We start from the raw sequence: 22719 nt of genomic DNA on the forward strand, positions 1-22719 counted from the left end.
CATGACGATGCCGTGGCGGTTCTCCTCGGCGGTCCACCGGCCGACCCAGGTTCCCCATGCACCGTCCTGGGAGAAGTTCTCGGCGATCTCCCGGTGGTAGGAGGGCAGGTTGTCCTCGGTGAGCAGGTTGGTGATCATCGCCGCCTGCGCGACATCGGAGAGCTTGGACTGCTCGGGGTCGTAGTCCTGGCCACCCAAGGCAGCGAAATTGCGGCCTTCGTCCCACGGCACGTAGTCGTGGGGATGCCATTCCCGCGCCATCGACATGTGACGGTTCACGTTGTCCTCGGCAGTGGGCACCAGCTCCTGCAGAAGCTCGAGCTGTGTCAGATCCCTCGCCATTAGATCGCCTCCATAGATTGCGTACGACCGGTCTAGCTTACGGCACCGTAGGTTCGGTGTGAACCGTCTCGTGCCTGTTCACCTGCTGTTCCGGCGATCGTGATGTCCGATGCCGATCGACTCGAACGTCCTCGTTCGTCGATCTCTCGCTCGGCCTCCGCGACTGCTGCGGCCCCCCTGCACGTCGCTTCGTTTCGGCCGATCGTTACGTCCGAGTGTACGTACCCGGCAGGTGTGATCACCGTTACCGGAGTTGCCTGTGGTGCCCCCAGTAGGACTCGAACCTACGACCTGCGGATTAAAAGTCCGTAGCTCTACCAACTGAGCTATAGGGGCGCGGCTCGAAAGTGTATCGGGCCGCGCAGTACTGACCGACATGTACCCCCGGCAGCAGTTCTACCGGGTCAGCGACCGAAGCTGCTGCATCCGCTCGGTGCGGGAATGCCTGCCAGTCGATCGTCGATCCAGGAGTAGGCACCGGGGATTCCGGTGAGTGCGACGACGAGATGCTCGCCGACGTACTCCTCCAATCGGACGCGTGCACCGTTGGCGCACCATTCGTCGTAGAGGGTCTCCGGTCCTTGCTTGGGGATCCAGAATTCTTGTTGCCCGTGGTAGATGAATATGGGCGCGGAGGGTGTTCTGTTTCCGCCCATGCGGGTCGCTGCGATGATCTCTTCTGCGATCGGGGTGCGGTCGACGTCCGGTATGTCCGACAGGGCCTGTGCCGGGATGGGTGCGACGATCCCGCCGGGAGCGGTGAGGTAGATGCACATGTCTTTGGCGATGGTGGCCAGGCGCAGCCCGTTGGCGTTCATCAGCGTGAACATCTCGGGATACTCCCTGGCGACTCCGAGCGTGGCGGACAGGAACAGGGTCGAGCCCACCGTTCCGTTGAGCGAACGGAGGAGAATGCGGTAGTCGGTGGGGGCCCCGCCGAAGGCCACGCCGACGAGATTGACGTCCGGTGCGTAGGTGGGAGCGAGCTGCGCGGCCCATCCTGATGCGATGGCACCTCCGGAATATCCGGTGGCGGCGATGGGCGACTGCGCCGGTAGGCCCAGTTGGGGCAGCGCAACCATCGCGCGAAGCGCGTCCAGAATGGCGTGCCCCGCCATCGGCCCGGCCGCGTATCCCTGGCGCGGGCCCTGATGGTCGGTGACCACGACGGCGTAGTTCTTCCTCAGGAACGACTGCACCGGAACGATCTCGGGGGCGATGCCACGGGGGAGGGTCCACGACGGAGCGCACGTGTTTCCTAGTGAGTCGATGGCCATGTTGTACGCCACTACCGGTCGGCTTCCCGGGCCCGTCCACGGGGCTGTCGGCACGATGACGGTGGTCACTCCCGCGACGGGCCGATCCTTGGAATCGTTGGTGCGGAACAGGATCTGCGTCGACGTCACCGGTGTGAGCAGTGGTCCGACCTGCACGGTTCGGGTTGCCAACACCGACCCCGGCGGGCGTTGTTCGAACCCTGCGGGTGGATCGAACCACGGTTCACCCAGCGGGGTCGGTAGGTACAGGGCTGGATCGGCAACGGGTGCAAGGAAGTTGCCGATGGGGTCCGCTGATGCGGTGCCTGCGGCCGACAGCGTGAGGATCGACGCTGTGAACAATGCTGTCATGGAACGGAATACGCGAACCGCCACTGTCATTGCGCTCACTCGTCTCCGATAGGCAAAGCAGGATGTGTGATTCAGATCACACTAGACGGACGCGGGTGGCAGGAGTGTCTTCTCGTGGAGAACGTGTTGAAACCGTTACCGATAGGCGCGCCTTCGATATGCATTATCCGGCAAAGCATTTCGAAATGAAGCTCAAAATCGCATTGGCAACGTGTTGTCGTGCAACATATTTGACATGCTAAGAAGGATGGCGAAGGATCTCGAGACGAGATCCGTTATGGGCAAATGTAATTCGGCTTTCAAGCGAAATCGAGTGATATGCCCGGGAGTGTACGAGCGAAGCGTCGATCGATCGATTGTCGATGCGCGGATCGGGCTTTGTGTGTGGTTTCGGCTCGGAACTCGGCGACGGGTTCGGTGGAGTACGCCAGGGTGCGCCGCTCGGCCGGGCGGAGTGGGTCGGAGAAACGAAAAGAGGCTCGAGTGCGCACCCCCTGCAGCGCACTCGAGCCGCGGATATCATACCACCAGGCTTGTTTCTATTGTCTAAGCAAATTTTAGGTCGGCTCAGCGGGTCGAAGCGAACCGCAGGTGAGTCGCTACGCGTGTCGTTCGGGTGACGTACTCTCTATCTGTAATACCTGTGGATACGCAGGGGGGCTTGGGCTCGGAGGCACTGACTAAATGGCACAACAGGAGCGCGCACGGCGGACCCGGGCGGCCATAGTAGAGGCGGCGGCGGCGGAGTTCGCCAAGCGTGGATATGCGGCAGCATCGGTCAACACCATCTTGGAAGGCTCGAACGCCACCAAGGGTGCGATGTACTTTCATTTCCAATCGAAGGAGGATCTGGCCCGAGCGGTTCTGGCTGCCGGGTTGGATCGATACGTCGCCATCAGCGAGAAGTGGGTCGACACCACCGCGCATCCGTTCTATGTCATTCGCGGCATCGTGGACGACATAGCGCTGAACTTTCAGCACGACGTGATCGTGCGCGCCGAGTTCCGGCTGATCGTCGAACCCGAGTTCTATGCGGAGGTGCACTCGGGCGGCGGCCGCGTGTGGGGGGCTCAGGGGCACAAGCAGGCAGAGCGCGCCCTTGCGATGGGAGATCTCAAGCCGCAGTTCGATGCCGACAAGTTCATTCGAGTGCTCGCTGCCTCGATGGCCGGTCAGCGCTACATGTCGGATCTGGTTGCCGACAACGCGGATCTGCGTGAACGGTTCGAGGAATCCGTAGAGGTCGTTCTGTTGGCGATGGCCTCGGACCGTTGGCTCGCCGAACTCGAGCTGCACGGGTGGGAACAGTTCGGCGAAAACTATGCCGAGAATGCCTCTGACCTGCCGGTTTGAGATTTGCTGCGGAAGTGTCCTAAGCTATCCCAGCTCCCAACGGAACGCCGTTGAGGGTAACGTCGGAGCAGTTCGGCGGGCCCCCTTCGTCTAGCGGCCTAGGACGCCGCCCTTTCAAGGCGGTAGCGCGGGTTCGAATCCCGTAGGGGGTACGTAGGAAAAGATCGGATTGACAATCCGGTCTGCGGTACAGCATTCTTCATCTCGCACTTCGCGAGACGCGGATTTGCAGTTCGGAGAGTTACTGCGCTAGAAATAGCGCGGAAACAACAGCAAGGCCCTGTGGCGCAGTTGGTTAGCGCGCCGCCCTGTCACGGCGGAGGTCGCGGGTTCGAGTCCCGTCAGGGTCGCAACATCGGTGAGAAATCACCGACATTGCGATGGCATTGAAGTACCGGTGCCGCCCGGCCAGGTAGCTCAGTTGGTACGAGCGTCCGCCTGAAAAGCGGAAGGTCGCCGGTTCGATCCCGGCCCTGGCCACCATAGTTTTGTCGTCAGCGCATCGGTGCCGATCGAAATGTACGAGTAAGGCCCCTCCCGCACCCGGGAGGGGCCTTACTCGTGGTCACCACACCTGTGTCCGGTGACGACCGTGCGCGTCGAGCGCTATGGTCGACACCGTGGATGTGATCGATCGAGCGCAAGAGGATCTGGCGCGTGGAGACAGCCTCGCTGCCCGAGATCGGCTGATGTCGGCTCTGGTGCGCAACCCGGCCTCGCCCGGCGTCCTCGAGTTGCTCGCGTACACGCATCTTGTGCTCGGTGATCGTGCGGCCGCCGGTGCTGCATGGTTCCTCACCGACAAGTCCGACGACGATCCGACGGCCTCGGCTGCGTTCGCCGCTCTGGAAGCGCAGTGCCGGTCGCCGCTCGCTGTGGCCCGAGCCCTCCCCATCCACGCTCCCTCCGACTGGTATCCCACCCGGGCCAGAAACCGGCTGGAGCGGCTCGAAGCCGCGATCGAAGCCAACGGCCAACACTGGTTCCCGCCGCGTGACGTCGTCTACTTCGACGAGGACGGACTGAACTCCGACGACTTCTACGACGCCGAGGTGGACCAGGACGACGACCGGGCTCGCGGTGGTTCGAGCTACCGCTCGGTGCGACAGCGCGCGATCGCAGCGACCATCGTCATCGCCATCGTTGCGACCTCGGCATCGGTTGTTCTGGCCCTCGTCTTCGGCTGACACCATCCGAGTACGAATGCCGGGCGCGGAGCGTAGAGTCGCCACAGAAATTCATGCCGACGACCGAGAACGAGTTCTTTGATGGGCACAGCGAACGGCATACCGTCACCGGCACCGAGGGACGACAACTATGCCGTCAACCTCGAACAGGCGAGAGTGTTCGCCAGGGGGCTGGCCGAGCACATAGAAATCTGCTCGACGGCCATCGAAAGTGCGCAGTCCAAGGCATTTCGAGCGCGTGCGGATCGCGCCGAATCCCGAGCCCGCGCCTTCGAGGCGGAGGCGTCGACGCTCCGGACCGAGCTCTACGAGATGTACCGGCACATCGATGCGATGACAGCGCGGTTTCCAGAACTACGCAACGACCCGGCCGTGCGCGGCTAGATCCGTCCGTCGATCACACCGCAGCGGTATCGGTGACCACGCCGAACGTGGCATCCGCGCCGCGACGGCCGAGAGCAGAGCCCCACACCGCGTACACCGCATCCAAGGTGGAGGATCGCTCGACATCGCGGCCCTCCGCGACGGTGATGAGAGTGCGCGAGAGCTCGAACAAACTGACCCGGTGTTGTTTGGCGGTCCGGAACAGCTCGTCTATGGCGTCGGCGACGGACCCGCCGTGAATGCCGACGAGCACTCCGGTCGCGATATCCACGTCGGTGCGAGACGCAGGTGAATCGGGCAGTCTGTCGGTCATCTTTTTCCTCGAGATGGTGTGGTCGGTGCGGATGACCGAAGCGAATTCTGGCGTCGAGCGGGCTTCACTGTCTCACACGGAAGTGACATTTCATACCATCGGTTTTGCCCGCACATGCATCCGCTCGCCCTGGGGGCCGAACAGGCTCAGTAGCTCGACCGGGCGAGGTCCGACGGCACCGAACCAGTGCGGCACTCGGGTATCGAACTCGGCCGCTTCGCCGGGCTTCATCGTCAGATCGTGCTCGCCGAGGATCAGTCGCAGGGTGCCGTCGAGGACATAGAGCCACTCGTAGCCCTCGTGCACCTTGGGGCTCGGCTCTGCGTCCGTGGGCCGGACCAGGAGCTTGAACGCCTGCAGGCCGCCGGGGCGCAAGGTCAGGGGAAGAATGGTCACGTTCTCGCGGACGGTGGCCGTCGTGCGCACTCGGGGGTCGGCGACGGGCGGCGCTGTCACCAGGTCGTCGAGCGCCATCTGGTGGGCACGCGCGATCGGCCACAGGAGTTCGAGGCTCGGTCTGCGGTCGCCCGATTCGAGTCGCGACAGGGTGCTGATCGAGATTCCTGTCGTCTCCGACAGCGCAGTGAGGGTGGTGTTCTTCTGCATCCTGATGCGTTTGAGGCGAGGGCCGAGGCCGGCGAGCACATCGTCGAGGCTGATTGCTGCTTCCGTCATCTCTTTATTGCAGTTTCAGCAATCAGGTTTGTCAAGAGGAAGAATTTCGATCCGTCATTCGGACGGCGGATGCAGAGTCCGGTTGCTCTGGAACGTCCGCATCACGCCACTGAGCGGATCGCGGAACTCGATCGAGCTCGCCAGCAACCGAAGGGGGTCGGAGTAGTCGTCATCGGCGACCTCGCGGAACGACGGGTAGAAATTGTCGCCGACGATGGGAATCCCCAACGAGCACAGATGTATCCGCAGCTGATGTGTCTTTCCGGTATGGGGATGAAGTCGATATCGACCGTACGGGCCCACCGTGTCGACGAGTTCGATGCGAGTCTCGGCGTTGGGCTCGCCCGGCACCTCGCGGGCCTGAAGAACGCCGCGTTCCTTGATGATTCGACTGCGTACCGTCAGCGGAAAGTCCACGTCGGGTGCCAGGGGCGCGATCGCGTCGTATCTCTTGACGATCGTGCGTTGAGCGAACAGCTCCTGGTAGGGCCGGCGTGCCTGCGCTCTGACGGTGAACACGAGGACGCCGGCGGTGAGCCGGTCCAGCCGATGCGCCGGGCTCAACTCGGGTAGGTCGAACCGTCGACGCAACAACACCAGAGCGGACCGTGCGATATACGCACCGCGTGGCGTAGTGGCCAGAAAATGCGGCTTGTCGACGACGAGGATGTTCTCGTCGCGGTGAAGTACGTCGAGGGAGAACGGGACCGTCGGCTCCACCGGTGGGTCCCGATAGAGGTAGATATCCGCCCGAGGCCGCGCGATGGTCGCCGAATCGATGGGAACCCCTGCGGCGTCGACGATCTCCCCACCTGCGACCTTCTCGGTCAATCTGGCGGCGTCCCGAGGGAACCGGGCGCGCAGATACTCGAGCACCGTGATCCCGGTCCCTGTGGCGGTCTGACCCACCGTGTCGGGCATCCGTACCCGGGTGGGGTCGAGGCCGTCGCGTAACGGCAGGGGAGCGGTGGGCATGCATCGACTGTAATCGGTGGCGCAGGGAAACACCCCGGTCGGCAAGTGCCGACCGGGGTGCTTCACAGTGGTGGAACCGTGGGGTCCGAATCAGATGGTGACGACCATCTTGCCGGTGTTCTCGCCCTTCATCAGGCCGATGAACGCCGCAGGCGCGTTGTCGAGACCGTCGACGACTGTCTCGTCGAATTCGATTGCGCCACTGCCCAGCCACTCGGTCATCCTGGTACGGAACTCACCGGTGAGGTGCGCGTACGAGCCGACGATGAAGCCCTTGAGTGTCAGCTCTTTGCCGATCGCCAGAGCGAGGTTGCGAGGTGCCGGGGTCGGTTCGGTCGAGTTGTACTGAGCGATGGCTCCGCACATGGCAATCCGGCCGTGCTTGTTCATCGATCCGATGGCCGCCTCCAGATGCTCGCCGCCGACGTTGTCGAAGTACACGTCGATTCCGTCCGGTGCGGCCTGCCGCAGCTGCTCGGCCACCGGGCCGTCGTGGTAGTCGAACGCCGCGTCGAATCCGAGCTCGAGCAACCGCGCCACTTTGGTGGGAGAGCCGGCACTACCGATGACGCGAGATGCGCCGAGCGCCTTGGCGATCTGGCCGACGAGCGATCCCACCGCACCGGCTGCGCCGGAGACGAACACGACATCGCCCTTCTCGAACGAGGCCACCTCGGTCAATCCGGCATATGCGGTCGTGCCCGTCATTCCTAGTGCGCTCAGGTAGGCCGAGGCCTTGGCTGCGCCGAGATCGACCTTGCTCGCGCCCGCGGCCGGGACGATCGCGAGATCGCGCCAACCCTTGCCGTGTACGACGGCGTCGCCGACCGCGAATCCTTCGGCCTTGGACTCGATGATCTCGCCGACTGCGCCACCGTCGAGCGGTGCGTCGAGCTGGAACGGTGGGACGTAGGATTTCACGTCGTTCATTCGCCCACGCATGTACGGATCGACCGACATCACGAGGTTGCGGACGAGGATCTGCCCGTCAGCGAGTTCGGGGAGGTCGACGACCTCCGCGCGAAAGTTGTCTTCGGTCGGCCAGCCTTCTGGGCGGGACGCGAGGTGAATTTCGTGTGCCTTCATGGTGTTTCCTCTTACTCGTCTTCGGTGACTGTGACGGTGACGTCGATGTTGCCGCGGGTGGCGTTGGAGTACGGGCAGACCTGGTGGGCCTTGTCGGCCAGGGCCTGGGCTTGCTCGCGGTCGAGGTTCGGCAGCGTCACCTCCAGGGTGACGGCCAGCTGGAATCCGCCTGCATCGTTGGGGCCGATGTCGACGCGAGCGCCGACGGCCGAATCGGTGATGTCTGCCTTGTCCTGACGCGCCACCAGCTGCAATGCGGAGTGGAAGCAGGCGGCGTATCCGGCGGCGAACAGCTGCTCGGGATTGGTGCCGTTTCCAGTGCCGCCCATGGCTTCCGGGATGGCGAGGTCGAGGTCGAGACGTCCGTCGGAGGTGCGGGCGTTGCCGTTGCGTCCCTCGCCGGTGGCGAGGGCCTCGGCGGTGTAGAGGGTCTTCATGATGCTCCTTCTGAGGTGCTCGAATCGGTGTGATGCAGAGCGTTGGTCAATGCGTCGAGCGCGTTCTTGAGCGCGACCAACTCCTCGACGCCCATGCCGGTCTTCTCGGCCAGCTTGCGCGGGATGTCCAACGCTTTCGCGCGCATAGCGCTTCCGGTCTCGGTGAGGTGGATCTCGACGCGGCGTTCGTCGGTGCTCAGGCGTCGGCGCTCGATGAATCCGAGACCTTCGAGTCGCTTGAGCATCGGCGACAAAGTGCCGGTGTCGAGATCGAGTTCGGCGCAGATGTCCTTGACGCCGCGCCCGTCCTGTTCCCACAGCACCAGCAACACCAGGTACTGCGGGTATGTGACGCCGAGCTCGTCGAGCATCGGGCGATACACCGCGGTGGTAGCCCGCGATGCGGAGTACAGCGCGAAGCACACCTGACGGTCGAGTGCGAGTTCGTTGCCCATGCGAAGAACGGTAGTACACGTTTTAGTTGTGCGCAACCTACCTTTTTCTCGGGTCAGCTCTGCAGGGCGTTCTTCAGGCCATCGAGCACGATCGTTGCCGCCGTCGGACCTGCATTGAGGTACCACGGATCGTGGTCGACGCGAACGATGTGGTTCTCGGTGGCCGCGCTCATTCCAGTCCACAGCGGGTTCGTCGTGTACGACGCGGCGCTCGAATCGGCTCCGGCGTCCTGGCTCGACACGAACACCCAATCGGCGTTGGCCAGTTGGATCTCCTCCTCGCTGAAGTCCTGCGAGGTCTTGGCGAACTGCTGACTTTCCGGTCGGGCCAGGCCTGCGTCCCAGGCGATGAAGCCGGCGAACGACGCGATGCCGAACACCCGCGCGCGGTCTGCGGTGAAGCGAACGAAGGAGACCGTGGGTGCGCCACTGCCGGCAAAGGACTCACCCAGTGCCGCCGCGTCCGAGGTGAAGGTGTCGATCACGCCCCTGGCCTGTTCGGTCCGGCCGAGCGCGTCGGCGAGCAGCACGAAGTCCTGCTTCCAGTTCACTCCGGTGCCTTCGGTGAGCACGGTCGGTGCAATGGTCGCCAGCGTCGAGTAGATATCCCCCGAGCCGGTCTCGTTCGCCAGGATCAGGTCGGGTTCGATCGCGGCGATCGCCTCGATGTCGACCTCCTGCCGGTTACCCACGTCGACGAACTGCGTCATCTGATCCGCGTACTGAGGGAACGAGAAGCTGATGTAGTCCGGGACCAGTTCTGCACCGCTGCCGTAGGCCACCCCGGTGGGGACGACGCCCAGTGTCAGGGCCGCGTCGAGCTGACCGGTGGCGATGACGACGATCTTCTTCGGTTCGGCAGGGATTTCGGTGGAACCGCCGAAATGGCCTACGGTGCGCGGAAATACGCCGTCGGCGGCTCCCGAGCCCATGCCGTCGGGGATGTCGGTCGGCCCTGGTGCGAGAGCGGCGGCGTCGTCGGATGACGCAGTGCTGCCGGGAGGGGTGGCCGTCTGCTCGGCCGTGCTGCCGCACGCGACTGTGGTCACGGCGGTGACCGCGGCAATGGTTGCGGACAGGAGTAGGCGCTTCACTGTTGTTCTCTTTCACCGGACGGGGATAAGGAAGGCAAGCCTAGCCTGTATCCGGCCGAGCTGGTGAGCGGAACTTCGCCGCAGAGCACGAAGTTCCGCTCACCCGCGGTCAGCGAAGCGCCGCAGCCGCCTGCACCACATGTGTCAGTGACCGTTCGATCTCGGCCACCCCGCGGGTCTTGAGTCCGCAATCGGGATTGACCCAGAGACGCTCGGCAGGAACAGCTCTCAATGCCGCACGCAGCGACTCGGTGATCTCGTCGACGCTCGGCACCCGTGGTGAATGGATGTCGTACACGCCGGGGCCGACGCCGAGATCGAATCCGACGGAGTTGAGGTCGTCGAGTACCTCCATGTGCGAGCGAGCCGCCTCGATGGATGTCACGTCCGCGTCCAGGGCCACGATCGCGTCGATGATCTCACCGAACTCCGAGTAGCACAGATGGGTGTGGATCTGCGTTTCGTCGGACACGCCGGATGTCGCGATCTTGAACGAGTGCACTGCCCACTCCAGGTACGCAGCCGTATCGATCGCGCGCAACGGGAGTAGTTCGCGAAGGGCCGGTTCGTCCACCTGGACGATGCGGATGCCCGCTGCCTCCAGGTCGACGCTCTCGTCTCGAACAGCCAGGGCGATCTGGGCCGCGGACTCGGCGAGCGGCTGGTCGTCGCGCACGAACGACCACGCGAGAATCGTGACCGGCCCCGTCAGCATGCCCTTGACCGGCTTGTCGGTGAGGGACTGAGCGTAGGTGATCCAGTCGACGGTCATCGACTGGTCACGGCTGACGTCACCGAAGAGAATCGGCGGACGTACACACCGAGAACCATACGATTGGACCCAACCGTTGGTCGTTGCCGCGAAACCGTTCAGCTGCTCGGCGAAGTACTGCACCATGTCGTTGCGCTCGGGCTCACCGTGCACCAACACATCGAGACCGATGTTCTCTTGTAGCGCAATGGTATTGGCGATCTCGGACTGCATCCGGCGCACGTACTCGGCGTCATCGATCTCACCCGAGCGGTGCGCGGCCCGCGCGAGTCGAATCTGCGTGGTCTGGGGATACGATCCGATCGTGGTGGTCGGCAGTGCCGGCAACTCCAGCCCCTCGGCCTGTGCCCTGCGGCGTTGCTCGGCCGGGGCGCGGTCGACGCGGATGCCCGAATCCAGTCGGGTCCGCACGGCTGCGTCGTGGACGCGCGGGTCACGGCGACGGCTCTCGCGTGCAGCACGCGCCTCGTCGAGCTCGGCGGACACCGAGTCGATGCCCTCGCGCAGCGCGCGTGCCAGCACCGTCACCTCGGTGACCTTCTCGGCTCCGAACGCCAACCACGACCGGAGCGGATCGACGATATCGGTCTCGGCCGCGAGGCTGTACGGAACATGAAGCAGCGAGCAGGAACTCGATACCGCGAGCGCTCCGACGCTGCCGAGCAGCCTGCCCAGAGTCGCGAGCGCTCGGTCCAGATCCGTTCGCCAGATGTTGCGCCCATCGACGATGCCCGCCACGATGCGCTTGTGCGCGAGCGCAGGCACGCCGGCAATCTGCTCGACGGTGCCCGGTACCGTCACGTCGATCGAGAGCCCTTCGACCCCGGTCGATGCGAGCGCGGGTAGCGCGGCGCCGAGATCGCCGAAGTACGACGCCACCAGAATGGCCGGCCTGGTCTCGAGGGCGCTGAGGTAGTGGTAAGCCTGCGTGGCGCAGTCGATCTCGTCCGAGGTGCGATCTGCAACGAGCGCAGGTTCGTCCAGCTGAACCCACTCGGCACCGGCAGCGGCCAAGTGCGTCAACAGCTCTGCATACAGCGGCAGGATCTCGTCGAGTCGGTCCAACAGCGGGGCTCCGCTGCCGACAGCCTTCGACAGCAGCAGGAACGTCACCGGCCCCACCAGCACGGGTCGAGCCGGAACGCCCAGCGCGCGCGCCTGTTTCAGCTCGTCGAGGATCTTCTCCGGATGCAGGGAGAACACCGTGTCCGGTGCGATCTCCGGGACCAGATAGTGGTAGTTGGTGTCGAACCACTTCGTCATCTCGAGTGGTGCAACCGTGTCGTTGCCGCGGGCCGCGGCGAAGTACCGGTCCAGTTCGTTCTCGATGTCCTGCACCCGTTTCGGTAGCGCGCCGAGCATGACCGCGGTGTCGAGGATGTGGTCGTAGTACGAAAAGGTGCCTACCGGAACGGAGTCGAGGCCGGCCGCGAGCAAGCCCCTCAGATTGTCCTCGCGGAGCCTTTCGGCCACCGATTCGAGAGCGGACGCATCGAGTGCGCCTGCCCAGTAGGACTCCACAGCTTTCTTCAACTCGCGCTTCGGTCCGATTCGGGGGGACCCGAGGATCGTGGTGGTGAATTCGAATGTCACGTCGTGTTTCTCCAGGTACGTCACAGGTGGGTGGCACACCACCGAGCGTGCGAGAACCTGAGCCCCATGCGTCGGCATACGCCGAACAAGCTGCAGGTCTACTCGCCCATTCCACGGGGCGGTGAACCGCTACGCGCGGCGCGCGCAGCACAGGAGGCAGGTATTCGGACTCACAGGCACGTGATCGGAGATCACACCTACTGGCCGTCGCTTCCCAGAGAGGCTTCTCCAGTGCTCGTTGACGGCGGTCGTTCCTGCATACCGCTGCGGGACAGTCCCGGATTCTCACCGGGTTCCCTCTCACGACGCGCAAGACATCAACGCATCGCTTCGACGCCGTGGTGAACTTCGGGGCTCCTCGTGACCACCCGGCGAACCGACTGCAGGGACGAGCATAGATGCCGTCGCCGACGGTCTGTTACGGTACATCCCATGCAGCGCACGTATTTCTGGTTTAGCAGGCCGGCCCCGGGTGGGTCAGCCAGCGACGCCATGCGCTGACCTCCACCCCACGAGCCGGATGCAGACCGGCTCGAAGTGCGCGTGGAGCATGAGGGCCGGCCCGAGAACAGGAACGCCCTCTCATGACACTCTCTCTCGAAACCCCATCGCTCGACGATCAGCGAACGATCAGCATCAGCCCGCTGGCAGCGCCGTCGGTGCTGCGCCGCGAACATGCCGTCGACGATGCGATCTCGGCCACGGTCCGTACCGGCCGCGCCGGAGTCGTCGACGTTCTCGACGGCCGTGACGATCGCCTGATCGTCGTCGTCGGACCGTGCTCGGTGCACGACACCGACGCTGCTCTGGACTACGCCCGGCGTCTGGCGACCATCGCGTCCGAACTGGGCGATCGACTGCACATCGTCATGCGTGTCTACTTCGAGAAGCCGCGGACGACGCTCGGTTGGAAAGGTCTGATCAACGATCCGCACCTCGACGGCAGCTTCGATATCAACTCGGGCCTGCGGGTGGGGCGTCAACTGCTGCTCGATATCTCCGCCCTCGGTCTGCCGGTCGGGTGCGAGTTCCTCGACCCGATCACCCCGCAGTACATCGCCGACCTGGTCAGTTACGGTGCGATCGGAGCACGGACCGCGGCGAGCCAGGTGCACCGTCAACTGTGCAGTGCACTGTCGATGCCGGTGGGAATCAAGAACTCGACCGAGGGCGACATTCAGGTGGCGGTCGATGGAACGCGAGCCGCTGCGGCGAGCCACGTGTTCCCCGGAACCGACCTGGACGGCCAGGGTGCTTTGATCCGCACCGTCGGAAACCCGGACTGCCATGTCATACTGCGCGGCGGCGTCGACGGGCCGAACTACGATGCCGAGTCGGTTGCCGATACCGTCGCACGACTACGTAAGTCGGGTTTGCCGGAACGTGTGGTCATCGACGCCAGCCACGGCAACAGCCGCAAGGACCACAACAAGCAGGTCGACGTGGTCACCGACGTGGCCGCCAGGGTTGCAGCGGGTGAACACGGGATCGTCGGCCTAATGCTCGAGAGCTTCCTGGTCGCCGGGCGTCAGGATCTCGAACTCGGCCGTCGCGAGGATTTGGTGTACGGGCAGTCCATCACCGATGCCTGCCTCGACTGGGACACGACGGCAACACAATTGAGGGTATTGGCCGCGGCCGTCGAGGAGCGTCGAAGCGCGCGCGCCGAGTGACCGAGGACCCCGCGCGTCGGCGAAGGGTGTTTCAGCGAACCCCGCGTGGTCGGAACTGCACGCTGATGCGTGGGCCGACCGCGCGGGTCGACTTGGGGATGGCGTGTTCCCACGTTCGTTGACACGAGCCGCCCATCACCACCAGGTCGCCGTGGCCGAGTGTGAATTTCAGCGACGAGCCGCCACCGCGAGGTCGGAGCAGGAGTTGCCTCGTGGCACCGAGCGATACGATCGCCACCATCGTGTCCTCGGTGGCGCTGCGTCCGATGTTGTCTCCGTGCCAGGCGACGCTGTCGGATCCGTTGCGGTAGTAGCACAGTCCGGCGGTGGCGAAGGATTCGCCGAGCTCGCTGCGGTAGTGATCGTCGAGAACATCGCGTGCGGTGTACAGCGCGGTATCCGGCCAGCGCTCACGCTCGGCGTAGAACCGAACCAGACGCGGCACGTCGACCACCCGGTCGTACATCTGCCTGCGCTCGGCGCGCCAGTCGACGGCGTGTACGAGTGAATCGAACAAGTTGGTATCGGACAACCAGCCCGGACGCACGTCCACCCAGGCTCCGCGGGTCAGCTCACGGCGGGTGACCGAATCCAGCGTTCCGACGCCACCGTCGTCCTCACCGAACAACGAGCCCTGCATCGCGATCGACATGACATCCACCGTATCGAACAGGTGTTCCCATTTCCAGTGAGCGGAGTTCTGCGTCGGCTGAGCTACAGATATGCGCTGTTACCGATATGCGCTGGGAGTCTGGCCGGTCCAGCGTTTGAAGGCTCGGCGGAACGCACTCGGCTCGGAGAAACCGAGACGGGTCGAGATGTCGTCGACGCTGTCGCCGCGGCTGAGTCCGGATATCGCTGCATCGCGCAGCACTTCTTCTCGTATCTGGTTGATGGAGGTGCCCTCCTGGCGGAGGACGCGCCGCAGGTGCGGCGGGCTGATGTTGAGCATCTCCGCGATGGCCTCGGTTCCCGGTGCGCCGCCTTTGAATCCGGTTTCGAGAGCGCGGCGAACCTGGCTCGATGCGGTGCTGTCGTAGTCTCGGGACGAGAAGAGCAGATTGGGTGACTCCGCGAGATACTCGGCGAGAGTGTCCTCGGTTTGCACGATCGGTGCGCGCATGACTGCATTGTCGAATTCCAGTGTGGCACGGTCGGTTCCGAATTCCACCCGGGTGCCGAAGATCGCGTCGTACATTTTGGCGGCCTCGGGCCCCGGAAACTCGTACGGCAGTTGCACCGACAGCAGCTTGACCCGGTTGCCGATGAGCCAGGCAGCGAATCGGTGCAGCAGAATCAACAGGAAGTCGGTCAGCAGTCGCTCGGCGAGTTCGTTGGCCTCGGCGCTCAGATCGGTGGTGGCGTGGACGTGCACCGTCAACACCGTCGAGTCCTCGGTTCTGTTCAGCATCATCGGCTGGACCGGAATCAGCACGCGCATCGTCTCGGACATCCGGGTCAGCGCGGCCGATAGATTCTCGGTGTGAATGAGGGTCTGGCACACCACCCGAAAGGTGCCGCGCCGCACCGGTACTGCGGCGAGGCCGAACAGCTCGTCACCGGTCATCGCCCAGACCGCCTTGGTGAACGAGGTGACCTGTTCGGTGGTCAGGCGCTTCGTCGGGTCGTCGAGGATGGAGGTTGCGATGTCGGCCATCGACAACGGGTAGGTCAAGTCCGCCCCACCGCTCGCTGCGAGGTCGACGGCTTTTCGGATGAAATACGCCGGAATGGTGGGCTGGGGAGTCACAATTTCCGTAGCCTCTCGGCGGCCTCGGCAAGCACCTCGTCCTGCTTGCAGAATGCGAAGCGCACCAGTGACGTCCATTGGGCTGGCTCGTCGACGAACGCCGTGACCGGAACTGCCGCGACACCCACCAGTTGCGGCAGCGACCGGCAGAATTCGTAGGCGTCACCGCGCCCGAACGACGCGATATCGGCACACACGAAATAGGTTCCCGCGCTGTGCTTCACATCCGCTCCAGCGGTGGACAGCGCAGCCGAGAGCGTGTCTCGTTTGCGTTGGAGCCCGTCGCGCATCGCCGCTATCCACGCCTGTTCGTGCTCGAGTGCGTACGCAACTGCTGGCTGGAAAGGAGTGCCGCCGACGAAACTCATGAACTGCTTGGCGGCGCGGACAGCGTCGATCAGAGCGGCAGGGCCCAGCGCCCAACCCGTCTTCCACCCGGTGGCATTGAAGGTCTTCGCTGCACTCGACACGGTGACGGTGCGCTCGAACATTCCCGGCAGTGTCGCGATCGGCGTATGTACCCCGCCGTCGAACACGAGGTGTTCGTACACCTCGTCGGTGAGCACGAGCAGATCGTGGGCCGTTGCGATCTCGGCGATGCGGACCATGGTGGCGCGGTCGAAGACCGTACCCGTCGGATTGTGTGGGGAGTTGACGATCAGCATGCGCGTGCGCGGCCCGACGGCGCGTTCGAGGGCATCGGTATCGACGGTCCACCCCGCCCCGTCGGCGACCAATGGTACGGAGGTGCGCGTGGCACCGGCGAGGGCGATGGCGGCTGCGTAGGAGTCGTAGAACGGCTCTATCAGAAGGACCTCGTCACCCGGTTCGATCAATCCGAGCAGGGTTGCCGATATCGCCTCGGTGGCACCGACGGTGACGAGCACCTCGGAATCGGGGTCGTAGCCGAGCCCGAATCGCCGCTCGCGGTCGGCGGCGACAGCGCGGCGCAGTACCGGCATGCCGGGGCCGGGGGAGTATTGGTTGAGCCCCTGTGCGATGGCTTCGCGTGCCGACTCGAGCATGGCGGGCGGCCCGTCGGTATCGGGAAAGCCCTGCCCGAGATTGACGGCGTCGGTGGCCACGGCTAGGGACGTCATCTCGGCGAAGATCGTCGATGCGAACGGGCGCAGGCGCGCGACGGTGCGCGAGGGCGGCATCTCGGACATTCCTGCAGCGTAGTTCACAGTGCGGAGCCGAATATTCGGGCTGCGTCTGTACTGTGCTGTCATGCGATTCGGATTGTTCGTTCCACAGGGCTGGCGGCTGGATCTGGTCGGTATCGATCCCGCTCGGCACTGGACGGTGATGCGCGATCACGCGCTCGCCGCGGAGGCCGGACCATGGGAGTCCCTGTGGGTGTACGACCACTTCCACACCGTTCCCACGGCCACCGACGAGGCGACGCACGAGGCCTGGTCGCTGATGTCTGCGTTGGCCGCGAGTACTTCCCGGATCAGGCTCGGCCAGATGTGCACCGCGATGTCGTATCGCAATCCGGCCTATCTCGCCAAAGTTGCTGCCACGGTGGACATCATTTCCGGAGGTCGCGTGGAGATGGGTATCGGCGGGGGCTGGTACGAACACGAGTTCCGCGCCTACGGCTACGGTTTCCCCTCTGCTGGAGAACGATTGGGACGGCTGGACGAGGGCGTTCAGATATTCACTCAGGCCTGGACGACCGGCGAAGTCTTTTTCGACGGAAAGCACTACCGGATCGACGGTGCCGTGGTGCGTCCGCTGCCGCTGCAGGAGGGCGGAATTCCGCTGTGGATCGCGGGCGGCGGCGAGAAGGTGACGCTGAGGATCGCGGCGAAATACGCGAAGTACACCAACTTCGACGGAACCCCCACCGGGTTCGCGGCCAAATCGGCCCTGCTGCGCGAGCACTGCTCCGCCGTGGGCACCGACTTCGATGCCATCGTCCGCTCGGCGAACTACAACGTGATCATCGGCGCGACCGAGGCCGAGGTGGAGGACAAGCTCCGCGCGCTCGAGAGTCGGCTCACCGAGTACGTGGGTGCGGACAAGGCGGCGGGAGCTCTGACGGCATTTCGCGGCATGCCTGCCGTCGGCACTGCCGAACAGATCGTCCGGAATCTGACGGCGCTGCAGCAGCAGGGGATGACCTACGGCATCTTCTACTTTCCCGAGGCTGCCTACGACCGTTCCGGTATCGAACTGTTCGAGCGCGAGGTCATCGGGGCGCTGGGGTAGATCAGCGCAGGTCCTCGGGTAGCTCCGCTCGATCGATGAGCAGTTGCTGGTTCTTGGACGTGCGCACCTTCTCCGACAGTCCGATGTTGGCATGCAGCAACGCCCATTCGCCCTCGGTGATGGCATCGGTTGCGCGGGCGAGGACCGCCTGGTCGGTGGTGCCCCAGGCAATGGGCATCACCGAGACCAACTGCCACGTCCGCCCGCCCTTGTTTCTGCCGCGATCGGCGAGTACCGACACCGAGGGCACCTGGGCACCGCGTTCCATGGCGTGGCCGGGGAGCGCGCGGACTCTGCGGGTGATCAGCACGTAGTACGGTTCGTCCACCCCGGGCTTCCCGATATCGATCAGCGCGAGCAGCAGCGCACCGTCCGGTAGCTTCTCGGCCACCACCGAAGGGACCAGATCGCCTGCGGCATATCGTGATTCGATGGAGCCCATCTTGCGAGGTGCCCACACCATCACCCACAGCGAGGTGGCCGCACCGATGCAGAACACCGCACCGAGGATGTAGGACCACGCTGTGGCGATCCAGATGAACCATGCTCCGAGGGCGATCAGGAAGACTGCCGTGACCGCTGCGGAGGTGCGTAGCCGGCGAAGCTCGGTGAACGTCTCGTTGACCGACTTCGCATGGGCTACGTCTACGGGGAACTGGAACTTGCGCACAGGGCTATTCCTAACACGCCGAGGATGCGTGCGTCCTACCACGACGGCAATGCGGACGCGTGGACTCAGATCGCCGGGCCGAGCAGATCGTCTGCGTCGGTGATGCGGTACGCGTAACCCTGCTCGGCGAGGAAACGCTGCCGGTGTGCGGCGTACTCGGCGTCGAGGGTGTCGCGCGAGACCACCGAGTAGAAGTGTGCCTGACCGCCGTCGTGCTTGGGCCTGAGCAGGCGGCCGAGACGCTGCGCTTCTTCCTGCCGGGACCCGAACGTTCCCGAAACCTGAACTGCCACCGATGCTTCGGGCAGATCGATCGAGAAGTTCGCGACCTTGCTGACGACCAGGGTCTGGATCTCGCCCTTCCGGAAGGCCTCGAAGAGCACCTCGCGTTCCTTGTTCTTGGTCGAGCCCTGGATCACCGGCGCGTTCAGCGCTTCACCCAGCTCGTTGAGCTGATCGAGGTACGCACCGATCACCAAGGTCGGAGCATCCTGATGCTTGTCGAGAATCGACTTCACGACGGCTGTCTTCGTGTGGGCCGTCGAGCACAATTTGTAGCGCTCCTCGGGTTCGGCGACGGCGTACGCCATGCGCTCGGCGTCGGTGAGGGTGACTCGGACCTCGATGCACTCCGCCGGGGCGATCCAGCCCTGAGCTTCGATGTCCTTCCACGGCGCGTCGTAGCGCTTGGGTCCGATCAACGAGAACACGTCACCCTCGCGGCCGTCCTCTCGCACGAGCGTCGCCGTCAGGCCGAGGCGTCGACGCGATTGCAGGTCTGCCGTCATGCGAAACACCGGAGCTGGGAGCAGGTGCACCTCGTCGTAGATCACCAGACCCCAGTCGCGGGAATCGAACAGCTCGAGATGCTTGTATTCACCCTTGGTGCGACGCGTGATCACCTGGTACGTGGCGATTGTCACAGGGCGAATCTCCTTGCGCTCGCCCGAGTACTCGCCGATTTCCTCCTCGGTGAGCGAGGTACGCGCAATGAGCTCGCGCTTCCACTGCCGACCGGCGACGGTGTTGGTCACCAGAATCAGCGTGGTGGCCTTCGCTCTGGCCATCGCGGCCGCGCCGACCATCGTCTTGCCTGCGCCGCAGGGAAGCACCACCACGCCGGAGCCGCCGGCCCAGAACGAATCCGCCGCCATCTCCTGGTAATCGCGCAGAGTCCAGTTGCCGCCCTCGGTGTCGAGCTCGATGGGGTGCGCTTCGCCGTCGACGTAGCCGGCGAGATCCTCGGCCGGCCAGCCGATCTTGAGCAGCATCTGCTTGAGGTGGCCGCGCTCGCTGGGGTGGACGATGACGGTGTCCTCGTCCACCTGTGCGCCCAGCATCGGGGCGATCTTCTTGTGGCGCATCACTTCGGTGAGCACTGCGCGGTCGAGACTGATCAGTGCCAGGCCGTGGATGGGGCTCTTGACCAGTTGCAAGCGGCCGTAACGGGCCATGGTGTCGACGATGTCGACCAGCAGGGGCTGCGGTACCGCGTACCGGGAGAAATTCACCAGGGCGTCGACCACCTGCTCGGCGTCGTGGCCGGCCGCTCGCGCGTTCCACAGGGCCAGCGGGGTGATGCGGTAGGTATGGACGTGCTCGGGGGCACGTTCGAGCTCCGCGAACGGTGCGATGGCCGCCCGCGCTGCGCCCGCGAGTTCGTGATCGATCTCGAGCAACAGCGTTTTATCGGACTGGACGATCAGCGGGCCGTCGGTCACGGTTCCTCCTAGAGACTTCTGCTGCGCCCGAAAGAGCGCAACTTCTCCATTGTCCACAGGTAGGGGCGTGCGTGCACGCGAGCCCGGACTAGTCGACCAGAGCGACCGAGGTGATGCGGTGCAGGGTGAAGCGCCGAACGCCTCCGGTGGCGGGGTCGAAGGCATCGAGTTGGCCGCCGCCGATACTGATCGGATCGACGATGCGATGGCTCGCGACGCCCTGTGCGTCGACGTAGCCGATACTGACGCTGCGCTTGACCTTTGCCGCGGTCTGCAACAACGTGATCGTCGCGGTGTTGCTGGCGCGGCTGCCGTCGGCGCGCACCACCGGGCCGCCGTTGCCTGCCGCTCGGTCGGCCGCCCGCATCCCACGCACCAACGAACCCAACTGTTCCTCGGTGGGGACCGCCGGTGTGCGGTAGTTCTGGCGCGGACGCCGCGCCGATACCCGTGCTCCGCGAGCTCGGAGATCGACGATGGTGCCCGACGCATCCTCCCCTGCGGGAGCGAATCCGGCCCCGGCCAGCACCGTGAGTACCTCGGCGAGTGGTGCCTGTGAGATCGCGACGGTCGGGGCAAGGGCGCGCAGAGCCAAGGATTCGGCGGCGGCCGAGGCCATCACCTCGGCCAGCAATGCCGGGTCCTCGCAGCGGACGAACGCCGCGGCGACACCCGCCCTCAGTCGGCCGTGCCGACGTGCCACATCGTCGATCAGGTAGGTCAGGGCCTGCGGAACCGGTGTCCTCGAATGGGTCGTGAACAAGGCGTGCAATTCCGATGCGGTCAAACCCACATCGAGGGCGCGGCGCAGGCTGGTGTCGCTGATCCGATACATGGTCGCTGCCCCGGCCGATTCGACATCGGCGACGAGTTCGATCCGATCGTTCAGCTCCGGTTCGAGCGGCCCGGGTGCGACCAGCGTGAGGTCGGCCTGCACCAGGACGTAGTCGATCGGCTCGGGGAGTGCCGCGCGCATATCGGCCTCGGCATTGCCGTCGTGCAGCAAGGATCGGCCCGGTGTCGACATCGCGCCGCGGCCGACGATGCCGAGCGCGGTTGCTTCTGCGATGACGTGTCGGACGGGTGTCACACCGAAGCGTCCGGACCATCGGGGGCGACGCCAGGCCAGGGTTCGGGCGAGGTCGGCAGGCGTCGCCGAGTGACCGCTACCGAGTTCGGCGAGCAATTCGAGGATCATCCGTCGGTCCCGCGGTGCGGCCGGCGAGCGAACCTCGTCGGACAGGGCAGCGATGGGCTTGTCGTTGGGGTCGCGCATTCCGATCACCCACGGAGCCCTCGGCACCTCGAGCCAGGCGGAGGCGAGCGTGTGCCATCGGGCCGCCGGAGTGGCACCGAGCCAGGCTTCCACCGCGGGAGTCGGTGCCCAGTAGTCGTCGCCGGTGTCGGACTCGGGGACGGGATCCGGTGTTCCGCTCGAGATGAGATGGGCTGCGGCCAGTAGTTCGACGAGGATGCCGACTCGGTCGTCGTCGAGCCCGGTGGCTTTGCTGATCTTGCGGAGCTCGCGCACTCCCAGCCCTCCCGCCTTGAGGGCAGGGGCAGGCGAATTCGACAGGGCCTCGATGACCAGGACGCAATGCCTGCCGAGCTCGAGCGCCTCGCCCGCGGCAGCGGCATCGACGTCGGCGAGGGAATGGGTGTCGGTGGTGAGGGTGGGCTCGGCGAGCGAGCGTGGGTCCGACATCGGCTCGCCGCGAAGGATCTGCCCTACCTGGACGGGCAGTTCGACGGTTTGCTCGTCCAACCAGAGCAGCAGGCCTGCGGCGAGCAGTTTCTGGACCGGTCGGTCGGGGGCAGTGCCCGGTGCCGCGTCTCGCGTGCGCCCGGTCGGGGAGGATCTGGCGAGGGTGTCGAGCAGGCTGCGTTCCCCGTCACCGAGTTCGGCGAGGGCAGCGGTGATGTGCGATTCGGTGAGGTTGTCCACCGGGTCGAGTGCGCGGCCGATGCGCCACGGCACCGCGTCCACCGCGGCGGCGCTGATCCGGAACCCCGACGCATCGCCCCACACCAACAATCGTTCGCGGAGCCGGGCGAGGGCCTTGTCCACGCTCTTGGCCGGCGCACGTTTGGCGACGACGGCGAGCAGTGCGGCGCGGGTGACGGGTCGCTCGTAGGCCTCTTCGATGGCGAGGATCTCGAGTACGGTCAGCGCGAGTGTGTCCAGGGTGTCCGCGGTGTGCAGGATCGACCGGCGCTGCTCGGCGCGTCCGGCGAGCACGGACAGTGAGGCGGGCGGCGGCGCGGTCAGATCCGGACGCAGCGACATGGCCCTGATCAGCTCGGCGTCGGAGCGAGCTGCGATCCACTGAGGGAGATCAGGGGGCGTGTCGGTGGGTCGTGGCGCAGTCGTGTCGGTCATCGTCTATCAGATTA

General features: G+C 64.9%; 21 protein-coding genes, 4 tRNA genes and 1 riboswitch. Of the genes, 8 read left to right on the forward strand and 17 right to left on the reverse strand.

Annotated elements, in window-relative coordinates; translation table 11 throughout:
• The 3 genes from ACOQFP_RS01715 to ACOQFP_RS01725 all read right to left on the reverse strand — a co-directional run.
• The coding region (locus ACOQFP_RS01715) for an acyl-ACP desaturase (RefSeq protein WP_421583254.1) at positions 1-342 on the reverse strand (342 nt) is incomplete at its 3' end.
• Positions 343-602: 260 nt separating this feature from the next.
• Positions 603-678, reverse strand: a tRNA-Lys gene (locus ACOQFP_RS01720).
• A 68-nt stretch (positions 679-746) separates the two neighbouring features.
• Complete coding sequence (locus tag ACOQFP_RS01725) at positions 747-1970, reverse strand: lipase family protein (protein ID WP_421583255.1); 1224 nt, start codon at positions 1968-1970, stop codon at positions 747-749.
• Between the two features lie 684 nt (positions 1971-2654).
• Here ACOQFP_RS01725 and ACOQFP_RS01730 point away from each other — a divergent pair.
• From ACOQFP_RS01730 to ACOQFP_RS01755, 6 genes are all read left to right on the forward strand, one after another.
• Positions 2655-3323: a TetR/AcrR family transcriptional regulator gene (locus ACOQFP_RS01730; RefSeq protein ID WP_341245526.1), complete on the forward strand. Its 669-nt coding sequence runs from the start codon at positions 2655-2657 to the stop codon at positions 3321-3323.
• A 79-nt stretch (positions 3324-3402) separates the two neighbouring features.
• Positions 3403-3475 (forward strand) — tRNA-Glu (locus tag ACOQFP_RS01735).
• A gap of 124 nt (positions 3476-3599) precedes the next feature.
• A tRNA-Asp gene (locus ACOQFP_RS01740) sits at positions 3600-3673 on the forward strand.
• A gap of 56 nt (positions 3674-3729) precedes the next feature.
• Positions 3730-3806: transfer RNA gene (locus ACOQFP_RS01745), tRNA-Phe, on the forward strand.
• Positions 3807-3943: 137 nt separating this feature from the next.
• Positions 3944-4510, forward strand: a complete 567-nt coding sequence (locus ACOQFP_RS01750) for a DUF6584 family protein (protein WP_341244875.1) — start codon at positions 3944-3946, stop codon at positions 4508-4510.
• An 81-nt stretch (positions 4511-4591) separates the two neighbouring features.
• Positions 4592-4894, forward strand: coding sequence for a hypothetical protein (locus ACOQFP_RS01755; RefSeq protein ID WP_421583256.1), 303 nt, complete (start codon positions 4592-4594; stop codon positions 4892-4894).
• A gap of 13 nt (positions 4895-4907) precedes the next feature.
• Here ACOQFP_RS01755 and ACOQFP_RS01760 read toward each other — a convergent pair whose 3' ends face one another.
• From ACOQFP_RS01760 to metE, 8 genes are all read right to left on the reverse strand, one after another.
• Complete coding sequence (locus ACOQFP_RS01760) at positions 4908-5207, reverse strand: ANTAR domain-containing protein (protein WP_421583257.1); 300 nt, start codon at positions 5205-5207, stop codon at positions 4908-4910.
• A gap of 90 nt (positions 5208-5297) precedes the next feature.
• Positions 5298-5882 (reverse strand): helix-turn-helix domain-containing protein, encoded by a 585-nt coding sequence (locus ACOQFP_RS01765; RefSeq protein WP_206487992.1) that lies wholly within the window; start codon positions 5880-5882, stop codon positions 5298-5300.
• Positions 5883-5936: 54 nt separating this feature from the next.
• Entirely contained in the window at positions 5937-6857 is a 921-nt protein-coding gene (locus ACOQFP_RS01770; protein ID WP_206487994.1) for a pseudouridine synthase, read from the reverse strand.
• A gap of 90 nt (positions 6858-6947) precedes the next feature.
• Complete coding sequence (locus tag ACOQFP_RS01775) at positions 6948-7943, reverse strand: NADP-dependent oxidoreductase (RefSeq protein ID WP_421583258.1); 996 nt, start codon at positions 7941-7943, stop codon at positions 6948-6950.
• A gap of 11 nt (positions 7944-7954) precedes the next feature.
• A complete protein-coding gene (locus tag ACOQFP_RS01780) occupies positions 7955-8380 on the reverse strand; it encodes an organic hydroperoxide resistance protein (RefSeq protein ID WP_421583259.1) in 426 nt (141 codons plus the stop codon).
• A complete protein-coding gene (locus tag ACOQFP_RS01785; RefSeq protein ID WP_206487999.1) occupies positions 8377-8835 on the reverse strand; it encodes a MarR family winged helix-turn-helix transcriptional regulator in 459 nt (152 codons plus the stop codon). The genes ACOQFP_RS01780 and ACOQFP_RS01785 overlap by 4 nt, the downstream gene beginning before the upstream one ends.
• A 53-nt stretch (positions 8836-8888) precedes the next feature.
• Positions 8889-9929, reverse strand: coding sequence for an iron-siderophore ABC transporter substrate-binding protein (locus tag ACOQFP_RS01790; RefSeq protein ID WP_421583260.1), 1041 nt, complete (start codon positions 9927-9929; stop codon positions 8889-8891).
• A 109-nt stretch (positions 9930-10038) separates the two neighbouring features.
• Positions 10039-12294: a 5-methyltetrahydropteroyltriglutamate--homocysteine S-methyltransferase gene (metE, locus tag ACOQFP_RS01795; RefSeq protein ID WP_421583261.1), complete on the reverse strand. Its 2256-nt coding sequence runs from the start codon at positions 12292-12294 to the stop codon at positions 10039-10041.
• A gap of 138 nt (positions 12295-12432) precedes the next feature.
• Positions 12433-12641: riboswitch (cobalamin riboswitch) on the reverse strand.
• A 237-nt stretch (positions 12642-12878) separates the two neighbouring features.
• Between metE and ACOQFP_RS01800 the strand changes: the two genes are divergently transcribed.
• Complete coding sequence (locus tag ACOQFP_RS01800) at positions 12879-13967, forward strand: 3-deoxy-7-phosphoheptulonate synthase (RefSeq protein ID WP_421583262.1); 1089 nt, start codon at positions 12879-12881, stop codon at positions 13965-13967.
• A gap of 31 nt (positions 13968-13998) precedes the next feature.
• On the opposite strand, the gene ACOQFP_RS01805 is transcribed toward ACOQFP_RS01800, so the two are convergent.
• From ACOQFP_RS01805 to ACOQFP_RS01815, 3 genes are all read right to left on the reverse strand, one after another.
• The gene (locus ACOQFP_RS01805; RefSeq protein WP_421583263.1) at positions 13999-14619 is read right to left on the reverse strand and encodes an alpha-ketoglutarate-dependent dioxygenase AlkB; all 621 of its coding nucleotides are present in this window, start codon (positions 14617-14619) and stop codon (positions 13999-14001) included.
• A gap of 78 nt (positions 14620-14697) precedes the next feature.
• Positions 14698-15717, reverse strand: coding sequence for an AraC family transcriptional regulator ligand-binding domain-containing protein (locus tag ACOQFP_RS01810; RefSeq protein ID WP_421583264.1), 1020 nt, complete (start codon positions 15715-15717; stop codon positions 14698-14700).
• On the reverse strand, positions 15714-16886 hold the full coding sequence (locus tag ACOQFP_RS01815) for a pyridoxal phosphate-dependent aminotransferase (RefSeq protein ID WP_421583265.1): 1173 nt from the start codon (positions 16884-16886) through the stop codon (positions 15714-15716). Before ACOQFP_RS01815 ends, ACOQFP_RS01810 begins: the two co-directional genes overlap by 4 nt.
• Positions 16887-16947: 61 nt before the next feature.
• On the opposite strand from ACOQFP_RS01815, the gene ACOQFP_RS01820 reads away from it, so the two are divergent.
• The gene (locus ACOQFP_RS01820) at positions 16948-17934 is read left to right on the forward strand and encodes an LLM class F420-dependent oxidoreductase (protein WP_206488013.1); all 987 of its coding nucleotides are present in this window, start codon (positions 16948-16950) and stop codon (positions 17932-17934) included.
• A gap of 1 nt (position 17935) precedes the next feature.
• On the opposite strand, the gene ACOQFP_RS01825 is transcribed toward ACOQFP_RS01820, so the two are convergent.
• The 3 genes from ACOQFP_RS01825 to ACOQFP_RS01835 all read right to left on the reverse strand — a co-directional run bounded on the left by ACOQFP_RS01825 (position 17936) and on the right by ACOQFP_RS01835 (position 22705).
• Positions 17936-18604 (reverse strand): DUF3239 domain-containing protein, encoded by a 669-nt coding sequence (locus tag ACOQFP_RS01825; RefSeq protein ID WP_206488015.1) that lies wholly within the window; start codon positions 18602-18604, stop codon positions 17936-17938.
• A 65-nt stretch (positions 18605-18669) separates the two neighbouring features.
• Complete coding sequence (locus ACOQFP_RS01830) at positions 18670-20325, reverse strand: DNA repair helicase XPB (protein ID WP_206488017.1); 1656 nt, start codon at positions 20323-20325, stop codon at positions 18670-18672.
• A gap of 88 nt (positions 20326-20413) precedes the next feature.
• Complete coding sequence (locus ACOQFP_RS01835; protein WP_421583266.1) at positions 20414-22705, reverse strand: helicase-associated domain-containing protein; 2292 nt, start codon at positions 22703-22705, stop codon at positions 20414-20416.
• Positions 22706-22719 lie beyond the last annotated feature (14 nt).

Source organism: Rhodococcus sp. MALMAid1271 (genome assembly GCF_049195265.1).
In the GTDB taxonomy this organism is placed as follows: Bacteria; Actinomycetota; Actinomycetes; order Mycobacteriales; family Mycobacteriaceae; genus Rhodococcoides.